The organism is Paenibacillus alkaliterrae (genome assembly GCF_021532375.1).
Taxonomy (GTDB): domain Bacteria; phylum Bacillota; class Bacilli; order Paenibacillales; family Paenibacillaceae; genus Pristimantibacillus; species Pristimantibacillus alkaliterrae.
In genome coordinates this window covers 23,803-34,784 of record NZ_JAKGAP010000046.1, presented here as the reverse complement: position 1 = coordinate 34,784, position 10,982 = coordinate 23,803, and the positions used below count along the sequence as shown (strand labels likewise).

The following is a 10,982-nucleotide window of genomic DNA, read 5'->3' as shown; positions in this document are numbered from 1 at the left end:
TAAATATCTCATTTTCCGTCATCAATGGTATCTCCCTTCAGGGTTCTACTACAATGATTGACAGCAAATAGTCACGCTAAACTGGGAAGAACCATTTTTCACCATGGAGCATCGAAGCTGCGACGACTTGAAGTAGATGAAAAATTGCTATATCACGTTTTCTCTATTGTTCCTAGATCGTCGTGACACCAAAGACTCAATAGGAGACCGATGCCTGCTCCTTTGGCTTGCGAATCGTGTTCCATATCCGGACCCTTGTCTTTCACTATAAGGTACGAGACTCCATTTCGTCGGGACGATTCAATGCACACATATTTTTTTCCCGACCCGTCATGCTGAATCACGTTCTGAAATAAGTTGTCCAAGATGCTTCTGAACAATAGTGGATCCACCTCCCATATAGGCCGGTATTTGTCAAGATAGTTGTCGCGATTTAATGAAAATAAGATAGTTATGTTTGCGTTTTATGCTCAGCCAGAATAGACAGTTTCGCTCGGGATTGTATCCGATCCTGCAAAACGACAGTGTCATCAAGCAGGAGGAACAGGGCAAACGCTGGAGAATGTGGAAAATCGGGCATGGGAAAAGAAAAGAGCCCGCAGGCTCTTACTGTTGCATTTGACACATTACATCATATTTATACTTTTTTTGCGATGATCACGTATTGAAATGATCTTAATTGATTTGAAAAATCAATCGAATTCAAATTGAATTTGGAACGGATTCTCTCAATCTCTATAATCAATTCTTCATAGACGGGATTCGTTTTGGGAATTCCATCGATCTCTTTAATAACATATCCTGTTTCCACAAACATTTTGTAAATCTCGTTTAAAGTAAAAAAACGATAGTGTGTTTTATCGAGCAAGCCTTCTTCCGTGTATGTCCATGTTCCACTAATAAGCTCAGCCAGAATAGAAATATGACCTACATTGGGAATAGAGACAACAATTGAACCTTGGGGTTTCAAGTATGGTTTCACTTTGCTTAACGTTAACCACGGATTTTTCAAATGCTCCAATACATCCCCAAAAATAATATAATCAAATTGATTGTGTTCAAATGGAAAATCAAAATCTTCGATATCCGCACAGTATACCCGATCCAGTTTCTTCTCGGCCTCCTTGGCGGATGAAGGAAAATATTCGATTCCATACACCTTGGAACCATACATATTCTTCAGCGTTGCTCCAAGGTACCCCTCGCCGCAGCCCACATCCAATATCATCATATTGGCATCACTTTGAATCCGTCTTAACAAATTAGGATTTGCCGTTTGGTAATATGAACTAGGCTTTTCATCATAAAAATCTTGATTAGTTTTTGTATTGTTGTCCAAAGTTGTAATCCGCCACCTTTAAATGTATTTATCGTCTCTAGGTTCCGTTTAGGGAACTTTAAAGCTCAACTCCATTTGAATTAAATCCAGACCACTTTCCACGTTAATTCCTGTAACTTTAAAGCCAATTTTTTGGTATATGTGTTTTGCGTTTTCATTACCATCTAAGACCTGCAGATAAATGGTTGTCAAACCAAGTTCTTCACCCGCAAAATTGCATATTCCTTTGACTATTTCAGTACCGTATCCATTTCCAGAAAATTGTTTGCTGCCGATCATCAATCTTCCAAATTCCGCAGTTTTATAAATTCTGTTTATTCTATATAACCCAGCTGAACCTATGGGAATATGTTGTTTTTTTTCAAAGGCTACAAACATGATATCATTTTCGTTCTTCAGATAATTTCCGAACCATTTATTCTGTTGTTCCGTTTCAATAATATTTTGATCGATAAAATTTATCCTAATATGATTCTGATTTCTCCACTCACGAATCATCTCAAGGTCTTTCCAGCTTAGCGGTAAAAATAGTAGTCGGTCAGTTTCAAAATTATAAATATGGTCCATTTAATTCCTCCTTGCTATGGAGTGAGAAAAAACATCAAGTTAACTAGCAATATTTAATTACCTGTTGACAAATATAGTCAACATCCTGTTTGGTCATTTTCAAATGCAGCGGAAGTGATAGAATTCGATTCGACAATCTATGAGCATTAGGACAAGTATTTTGTGCGTAAGCATACATTTTATACTCCGTATTATCACGATAATGAACACCGGGAAATATATCACTTTCATTTAATGCTAGAAGTAACTGGTCCCTGTTATTGACTTCAATTACATAAAGATGTCTTGAAGATTCACAGCCATCTGCTACAGCTATTGTTTTTATCCGGTCTTTAACATTTTTAAATCCGTTATCATACCATTTGGCTAATTGTCTTCTATATGCATTATCTTGATCCAAATATTTTAATTGCACGAGTGCGATACCGGCCATGATTGAATTTCCGTGATATTTATAGCCAACATATTCGACATCGTATTTCCACTTATAGGCACCTTTATCATTCGTGCGTGAGTACGTGTCCTTATTTATACCCAGCCAAGATAATTTCCTGCAGATTTCATCATGCTTCTTCTCCTTAAAACATACCATTCCAGAATCCGCTGTAGGCAAGTTCTTCACTGCTTGAAAAGAATATACAACCGCGTCTGCTTCCTTTCCGGGAATTTCGTCGTTTAGTCTGGTGCCTGACATATGCGCGGCATCAAGGACAAGTTTCAGGTTATACCTATTGCATAACTGCACGATTTTCTCATACTGCCCGGTGTTGCCTCCCAACCCAACAAATAAGATAGCCTTCGTTTTTTCCGTGATTTTTTTCTCAACATCAAGCGGGTCTAAGCAAAGGTATTCATCTACATCTGCAAATACAACATTTAAACCTTCATATAAAATGGCATGATTAGATGATACAAAGGTTAATGGGGTAGAAATAACTTCATCACCATCAATCCATTTGTTTTCCATTTTCAATATTTTAAGTGCCAGACTTAATCCTACAGTCGCAGAGTTCAGAAAATGAGCATTTTCAAAACCAGTGTATGCTTTCCATCTATTTTCAAACTCAATCGTTTTGAATCCAAGCCCAGTCCATCCCTTTTCTAGACATTCTCTTATTTCAGCTAAACATTCTTCTATTCTAAATGTAGGGGAAAATAGTTGTATGGACATGATCATCACCTCACCCTAAATGATTACCAATTCTTTTAACCAAAAAGAGAAAACCACTTATTTTCAACCGCTAAATAGTTCAGCATTAAGTCCTTATAATCTTGAGAATTGTCCTTGTTAGCTCCAATAGCATATTTCAAATGATATAAACATGATTCTACAGCTACCTTGTATTCTTCCTGTAATTCTTTAAAAAAACCATGACTAGGGACTTCTAATATTTGATGTGCAAAATCAATATAGCCTTCAATACTTGCCTTTGCTGTTTTAGATACCTGTTCTGCATGATCTCTTAAATAACTCAATGCATCAGATACATAAACCATTCTACCTACGGAAAGCAAACTCATCCAACTTGCAAGGTCAACGTTATTTTTATATTGTCTGCCCCCAAAAACACCAAACGGTTCTTTTAAACTTTCTTTTCTGAATAAAACTGTGGTTGGCTCTCCAATAACATTCATCAATTTTTTACATATAAATTCTCCAAATTTAATTCCGTCTACCATTGTATCTTGTACAAATATTTTTTTGGTTTCTTCAATATCAGGCAATTCATTACCCATGACGTCAATACGTTGTCTATATGAAGTGACTAATGAAATCTCTTTTTGCTTATCATTTAAAAAGTACCACATCATTTTCTCTATTTTATTTACATGAAATAGATCATCATCCAACAAGTAATTGATATATTCACCATTAGAAAGTTCAAAGCATTTCCGGAAATTCATCACCAAGCCCAAAGTTGACTCATTCTTATAGTATCGTATGCGGTTAGCTGCGGTTTCTAAATAAGGTTGAATCATTTGCTGCACTTCATCATTCGTACTATCGTCACAAACAATAATCTCAATATTTTTATACGTTTGGTTTAATACACTTTGTAAGGCTAACTCTAAATAATGAGGTCTATTATAAGCAGGAATGAGAACACTTACTAATGGCTGCTTATTAAGCAATTCTTGAAGTTTTTGAGTTAATAGCTGCTGGAAGAATGCAATTTGCCGGAAATCCGAGTTCCTCCTATATTCTTCACTAATACCATTTACGATCTCACTCATATATTTCAAGCAGTTCCCGATAGCTTGCACATAGTGCGCTTCATTCGAAAAGAAACCGAGTTGTGGTGCTTTCAAGATTTGATGGGCATAATCGAGCAAACCTGCCACCAACATTTTTTCTGAATGCTGCTGCTGTTCACCATGAATTCTGAAATAGCTCAATGACTCAGCAATATAAACGATATTACCTTTAGATAGCAATTTAATCCAGGCAGCCATATCCACATTGCAGCCATATTCTCTGCCTAAAAAAGTGCCGAAAGGTTCTTCCAAATCCCTTTTTCTAAACAGTGCTGTTGTAGGTTCTCCAATATAATTAAACGGTACAGATCGTAACATAAAGCTTCCGAATTCATAGCCATCGATTATTGTATTCTCGTTAAAAAGTTTACTGGTTGAACGTATATCCTGAAGAAAGTTTCCATGTGCGTCAATTAATTGTCTATGCGAAGTAACCAGAGAAACATTCATATCAGAATAATCAAGAAAGTAATTCATCATTCTCTCAATTTTTTGGGAGTGAAACAAATCATCATCCATCAGAAAATTTACATATTCCCCCTTAGCAAGCTCCATACACTTTAAATCATTTTGAACTGGTCCAAGGTTTTGTTCGTTTTTATAATATCGAATGTGTTTATAGGTTTGTAAATAGGACTGGATTAGTTGCTGCGTCTCGTCGTTGGTACTATCGTCACAAACAATAATCTCTATATTTTTATACGTTTGTTCAAGAACGCTTTTCAACGCCAGCTCAAAATAGCGGGGTCTATTGTAAGTTGGAATCATTACACTTACAAGGGGAAAGAGCTGCTTCGAGTACTCTTCCAAAAATATTACTCTATTGTCATCAAATCCGTTACGGACGTCAATGACTCCACAATCGTGGATACACCATGGATCTTCTTGCTTCGGCACTCCAACTTCATAACCAGCCTTCATAAACTCAGCCGATTGCGAGAGATCGTAAAAATGCCACCCTTTCAGAAGATCCTCTCTCCAAGGTAAATCATACTGTGTAATCATCATAAACCCATCTATGCCGGCAACCTGTACATAATCCGATTGCACCTCTTCGAAAGCCAGCAATTCCATCGTTCCGGTGTGACTCTCATACACTTTACCGAATTTTTGCCTGGCTTCCCACCAGATACCGTTAGTCGGAAGAGTATCGGCCCCAACCATGCCTAGAAGTCCAAGCTTGGGATATATCTGAAACAAAGCCAATATATCAAATATAAAATTTTTGTTAATAATTAACGTGTCCTGATGCAGATATACCTTATACTTAGCATCCGAATGGTTCATTGCATAGTTATAGCCGCCAGCTATGCTTTCTGCTTCAGCTATTGCTAGCTTATCAATGATAAAACCTTCCGGTACAAGTAACGAATCTATAGATTTAGCGGACTCCGCGTATTGCCTTTCATCATTCACACAATAGATAAAGCTTATTTTGCTATTATTCATCGAGTATGTCCCTCACTTGTTCCAGATTGAGATCTATCTCTTTAATTTATTGATAAATCCAATAACCTCTTCATCCTTATCATCTATTTCTTCAAAATATCGAAGTGCCTCCGCATGCTTATTCGCTTTCATAAGCATAAAACCGAGATTGTACAATAATTCATCATACTTTGGATTTAACGCGTAGGCCGCTTCCAATAGCGGGATAACGGGATCGTTCACCCGGCGATAATAAAGAAACTCTGCAATTTCTGCCAGCAGCGCCGCCTTCGTAAGCGGATTTGGAATAGGTGTTTGAATGATATGGTTATAAGTGACTAGCGAACCGGACAGCAGTGCCGCCACTCTTAAAAGCTGCATTTCTTTATTGATGCCATCTGCCAATTCGCTGCAAATAATAGAAAGCTCTTTTTCCCATACTATCCGTTTAAATGCTTTCAGCAGAAAATGCTGCGTGCTATGCTTTTCATGATCCGTTCCATTTATAGGATACAAATCAGCCTTTTCAAAGCCCGCTTCCTTTAAAAATTGATCTAGTTGTTCTACAGATAAGTTTCCTATATTTTCGAAAAAGGCTATCATTACACCTTCGTCCTTTAATAAAGAACTTAAAGCGCATAAATAATCGATAGAGGAATTAGAAGAAATGGCAGTCTCCATTAAAATCCAGTTGAATGATTGTTTCGAATATGTCCATTGACTAGGATCATCTGCACAGTTTCCGATATCGTTGGCAATCATTGAAGCGACAGAACCCGCGTGTGTATTCGATTCGATGCCATAAAGCTCTGCATTTGGAAACTTATTTTTGATTTGTAAAAGCGTACCTCCGCATCCGCAGCTGATATCCAATACGCGAAAGAGATCCTCAGCTTCGTCTCCCTTTTCATCCATTAGAGACACCAATTCATATCGTATCATGGTATCGAGTATCGGGCTAAATCCCCATTTCTCAATAAATTTCCGCTCATTTTCTTGTAAAACATGACGATATCGATCGGTATCGCTATTGAATGATGCGCTGCCATAATGATGAATGAACGTGTCTCTGCAAAGCATCAGTCTATATCCCGCTTTTCTCATTCTCAAGCTATAGTCGTCATCTTCAAAATTGCCTATTCCAAACCGCTCATCCAGGAGACCAATCTCCTCCACAGCTTCGCGTTTTATCAAAAGACAGAAGCCTATCAGCTTCAATCTTTCCTCCCATTTGGCCGGATTAGACACGTTATGTTTTTGTGCAAATTGCTGGATTCCTTCCTTTGTTTGATAAGGTGCATGAATGGCTGTGTAATACGAAGCATTGTTGGTTATAGGACCGACTGCACCAATTTGATTTTTGCTGAATAAACATTTTTTTAAATTATCAAGCCAATTGCAAGTTACTACCGTATCGTTATTAAGCAGCATAATCAGCTCGCCTTGAGCTGCAGCTATCCCCTGATTGCAGCCTTTCGGAAAGCCTTCATTATTTTCATTTAAAATAACGGTCAAATCATGTTGCTGCTGAAGCCAATCAGCTGTTTCATCCGTTGAAGCATTGTCTACGACAATAATCTCGTAGGACCCCGGTTCCGTGTATGCCCGTATGCTCTCGATACATTCCTGTGTAAATGCAAGCTTATTGAAGGCAACAAGGATGATGCTCGTCATCATATCAGCTTTCATCCTTTCCTTTGCTCAGATATTCCTCCAACAATTGTTTGTTGCGAAGTAAATTCGGATCATCCGGGATAAACCTTAGAGCAAGTTCATTATGCTCATATGCCTTTTCTAATTGTCCGAGTTTATCGTAGCATATCGCTAAATTCACGTGCGGCAACCACGTCCAAGCTAGGTGATTTACAATACCAAAACGATCCTTAGGCTTTTCAGTCTTAATGGCAACTTGGTACCAACTGATTGCTTTCTCATAGTCCCCGGCATCCTGGAAAAAGTAAGCAATTCTGCAAATATAATCAGCGCGGGGAGAATCGTATTCCAATGTTTTCAACAAACACATAAATTCATGTTCCTTGTCCCCTATCTCGTGATAGCAGACAGCCATTTGCTCATAAGCTTCTAATATATTCTCAATATAACTCGCAGGATCAGCAAGAAATTGTTGGAATACAGATATGGCTTTGGTGTGGTAACCATTGTTTTTTAGTTCTTTGGCATAAAAGAAAAGCTCGCGGTTTGACAACTTCTTTCCGCTTAATATGGCAGCTTCATAAATTTGCAAATTACGATCGGTGATTTTTTCCTGAATCTTCCCGTGGCTTACCGCAATATCCGTTAACAATCCGTTTCCTTCGACTTGTAAAAATTCGTGAACCCTCTCATGCCATTGAAACTGCTTACTGCGTTTTACTAATCTTTCTCTTTTAATAACAACGTTTGGCTGTCCGTTGATGTCGAAGGATGTATAGTAATCCATATACACTACATCAAAATTAGGGTTTAGCACTTTCTTCAGTTCTTTGAATTTCTGATAATCCAATTCCTGAAGCCAATCATCAGCATCAAGCCACATGATGTAATCCTTGGTAGCAAGGCTAAAGGAATAATTTCTGGCTGCGGAGAAATCATCGATCCAATCGAAATCATTAATATGAACGGTATATTTAGCGGCAATTGTTTTCGTTGCATCTGTTGAACCTGTATCTACAATAATGATTTCATCCACTAGATCTTTAACTGATTCCAGACATTTGCCAAGAAACTGTTCCTCGTTTCTTACAATCATACACAAGCTGATCGTAATCACGATGATCCTCACTCCTTCATTTCTTTAATAATTGTTCCAGCAATTTTTTGTTATTTAATATGTTCGGGTCATTTGGAGCATACGAAAAAGCAATTTCATTTCGTTCATAGGCTTGCTCTAATTGCCCAAGCTTGCCGTAGCATACTGCAAGCTGCAAATGGGGGAACCATGTCCAAGCCACATTATTGACGCCAAACAACCGGTTTTTGGGCTTCTCCAGCCTTATCGCCAATTCATACCAGTTTTTTGCTTTCACAAAATCGCCGTTCTCCTGATAAAAGTAGGCGATTCTGCATACATAATCAGCGCGTGGAATATCATATTTGAACGTCTTAAGCAGAAATTGCAGTTCTTGCTCTTTATTGCCAAGCTCGCGATAACAATAAGCGATTCGATCACAAGACTCTAATTTATTTTCAAAATAACCTGTTGAATCATCAATAATAGTTTGATAGATCTCTATCGCTTTTTCATAATAGCCGTTGGCGAATAGTTCCATTGCATAATGCAATAATTGCCGGTTCGAGAGGGTTTCCCCTTTCCCAAGCATTCCTTGATAAATTAACATATTGCGTTTATTATTCGTATGCACCCGGCCATGACTCACCGCAATATCAGAAAATATGACATTTCCTCCGACCACTAAATGCTCATGTACCGGATCATGCCATTGAAATTGCCTGGAACGTTTCACTAATCTGTTTCTTTTAATAACAGCAGTTGGTTTCCCAAGAGCATCGAAACCTGTGTAGTAATCCATGCAAACGGAGTCGACATTCGGATCTAACGTTTCCTTGAGCGTTTTGAACCTTTCCAAGTCGTTTTGCTGCAGCCAATCGTCTGCATCCAGCCATAAAATATAATCCTGGGTAGCATGACTGAAAGAATAGTTCCTTGCAGCAGAAAAATCATCGATCCAATCAAAATGAAATAGGTGATTCGTATATTTGGCTGCAATTTCTTTCGTACAATCCGTTGATCCCGTATCTACGATGATAATCTCATCAACTAGATCTTTAACGGAATCTAAGCATCGACCCAGCACTAGCTCCTCGTTTCTTACAATCATGCACAAACTAATGGTAATCACGGTTCATACACCTCCATAACATGTTCCCTAAACATTATATGGAACCCGGACTTGCAGGGTTTGGACACAAAGAAAAAAGTTATGCGGCATAAAGCCGTATAACTTTTTTTGAGGAACCGTGATTAACCAGTAGTGCGGTCAGCAGCAATTCCCCAGAGAGTCTCTGGACCAACTCGAGTAGCTGTGCCAGCTACAGCTGCAGTAACATAAGACGCATATGCAGTTTGCTGCGCTGCTGGCGCTCCGAGATCCTGAGCATTAAAGGAAATTGCTGATCCACTGTCAGCAGCCAAAAAGGTTTTAGTGAGTGTATAAATTATTACAGGGGAACTCGATGGGTTTCTGACAACATTGATTGTTACAAGAGCAGTAGCAATAGCGCTCACCGTAATGGTTCCAGCCAAGTCTACTGTAGGAGTGGGAACGAATTGAGTTGAAAGTCCAATACCTCCCCAGTTAGCAGTAAGAACAAGAGCAGTAGGAACTGCAACCGCTGATGCCACACCAACAGGACCTGAAAAATTCATAGAAGAATTCTGATCCAAAAATCTAGGCATATCCAATCTCTCCTTTTAATTCATATTTTTACGGCTGAATACGATTATCGCTAACCGTACCGCCCCAACCGCAGGGCTTTTCAACCTGGTACCCGACAGATCAACAATAGGAGAATAGAGCTATTATCCTATCCATTCACCTCCTTGTCATAATCTATTCCTATTATATGAATCTCGAATCTATCGGATTGGACAAACCTCCTGGTAGATACGTGGAATTCTACTAAATGCTTACCTGTTTATCCTCCGAATCTAGCTGCCTGGGCGAACAAACTAGGCCGATAGTGCGCCTGCAAATGCGCCACTTCCCGCTGAATAGCATCCCAATGTCTGTGCGTTCCCATCCCGCTGTGAACGCGGTACATGGTCAGCGGCGCATCCAGGAAATGCATATGCACACCGTTAGCAGCTGCCCGCAGCCATAGCTCATAGTCATGGGTAAACGGGAAATCTTCATTAAATAGACCAATCCCCGACAGCAAATCCCTCCTTAGCATGACGGTACAGCCATTAATCGGATTCACAGTCGCTAAAGCACGGATAAACTCTGACGTATTGGGATAACGTGCGGCTACATGCCCTCTCGTCACATTGTTGTGGGCGTCAATTTCGTTATAAGCGGAAAAGCTTAATCGAGACTGATGGTGCAGCATAAAATGCACTTGTTTCTCAACCTTATCCGGATAAAACATATCGTCAGAACTCAGCCAAGCAATGTACTGCCCGGAAGACATGCGGATCCCGTGATTGAGTGCAGTCGCCGTTCCTCCATTGGCTTTCCCGAGATAACGGATACGCGGCATAAACGGTCGAATTTTGTCCGCGTGTATGGTAGAACCGTCATCGACAACGATAATTTCAATACGGGGATACGTTTGCCTTAGCGCGCTGACAATGGCATGCTCGATATACGGACAGTTATAAAAGGGGATGAGTATAGATACTAACGGACGCATCGGTTTACCTCCATTCTGG

Annotated in this window: 9 protein-coding genes; all 9 read right to left on the bottom strand. The window is 39.2% G+C overall.

The window, feature by feature from the left end:
* Nucleotides 1-637: 637 nt before the first annotated feature.
* Entirely contained in the window at nt 638-1,339 is a 702-nt protein-coding gene (locus L1N85_RS18505) for a class I SAM-dependent methyltransferase (protein ID WP_235240535.1), read from the bottom strand.
* A 48-nt stretch (nt 1,340-1,387) separates the two neighbouring features.
* On the bottom strand, nt 1,388-1,906 hold the full coding sequence (locus L1N85_RS18500; RefSeq protein WP_235240534.1) for a GNAT family N-acetyltransferase: 519 nt from the start codon (nt 1,904-1,906) through the stop codon (nt 1,388-1,390).
* 43 nt (nt 1,907-1,949) lie between these two features.
* Nucleotides 1,950-3,077 (bottom strand): DegT/DnrJ/EryC1/StrS family aminotransferase, encoded by a 1,128-nt coding sequence (locus L1N85_RS18495; protein WP_235240533.1) that lies wholly within the window; start codon nt 3,075-3,077, stop codon nt 1,950-1,952.
* A gap of 35 nt (nt 3,078-3,112) precedes the next feature.
* Nucleotides 3,113-5,611 carry a glycosyltransferase gene (locus L1N85_RS18490; protein ID WP_235240532.1) on the bottom strand — a complete coding sequence of 833 codons (2,499 nt, stop codon included), beginning with the start codon at nt 5,609-5,611 and terminating at the stop codon, nt 3,113-3,115.
* Nucleotides 5,612-5,644: 33 nt separating this feature from the next.
* The gene (locus L1N85_RS18485; protein WP_235240537.1) at nt 5,645-7,264 is read right to left on the bottom strand and encodes a glycosyltransferase; all 1,620 of its coding nucleotides are present in this window, start codon (nt 7,262-7,264) and stop codon (nt 5,645-5,647) included.
* A gap of 4 nt (nt 7,265-7,268) precedes the next feature.
* Nucleotides 7,269-8,360, bottom strand: coding sequence for a glycosyltransferase (locus L1N85_RS18480; RefSeq protein ID WP_235240531.1), 1,092 nt, complete (start codon nt 8,358-8,360; stop codon nt 7,269-7,271).
* A 16-nt stretch (nt 8,361-8,376) separates the two neighbouring features.
* Nucleotides 8,377-9,450 carry a tetratricopeptide repeat-containing glycosyltransferase family 2 protein gene (locus L1N85_RS18475; protein WP_235240530.1) on the bottom strand — a complete coding sequence of 358 codons (1,074 nt, stop codon included), beginning with the start codon at nt 9,448-9,450 and terminating at the stop codon, nt 8,377-8,379.
* 122 nt (nt 9,451-9,572) lie between these two features.
* The gene (locus L1N85_RS18470) at nt 9,573-10,007 is read right to left on the bottom strand and encodes a hypothetical protein (protein ID WP_235240529.1); all 435 of its coding nucleotides are present in this window, start codon (nt 10,005-10,007) and stop codon (nt 9,573-9,575) included.
* Between the two features lie 239 nt (nt 10,008-10,246).
* Entirely contained in the window at nt 10,247-10,963 is a 717-nt protein-coding gene (locus L1N85_RS18465) for a glycosyltransferase (protein ID WP_235240528.1), read from the bottom strand.
* Nucleotides 10,964-10,982: the final 19 nt, after the last annotated feature.

Bases quoted from the DNA above. Each gene is read 5' to 3' on its own strand.
- L1N85_RS18495 (WP_235240533.1), bottom strand. From the start codon at position 3,077: ATGTCCATACAACTATTTTCCCCTACATTTAGAATAGAAGAATGTTTA.
- L1N85_RS18490 (WP_235240532.1), bottom strand. From the start codon at position 5,611: ATGAATAATAGCAAAATAAGCTTTATCTATTGTGTGAATGATGAAAGG.
- L1N85_RS18470 (WP_235240529.1), bottom strand. From the start codon at position 10,007: ATGCCTAGATTTTTGGATCAGAATTCTTCTATGAATTTTTCAGGTCCT.
- L1N85_RS18500 (WP_235240534.1), bottom strand. From the start codon at position 1,906: ATGGACCATATTTATAATTTTGAAACTGACCGACTACTATTTTTACCG.
- L1N85_RS18485 (WP_235240537.1), bottom strand. From the start codon at position 7,264: ATGACGAGCATCATCCTTGTTGCCTTCAATAAGCTTGCATTTACACAG.
- L1N85_RS18465 (WP_235240528.1), bottom strand. From the start codon at position 10,963: ATGCGTCCGTTAGTATCTATACTCATCCCCTTTTATAACTGTCCGTAT.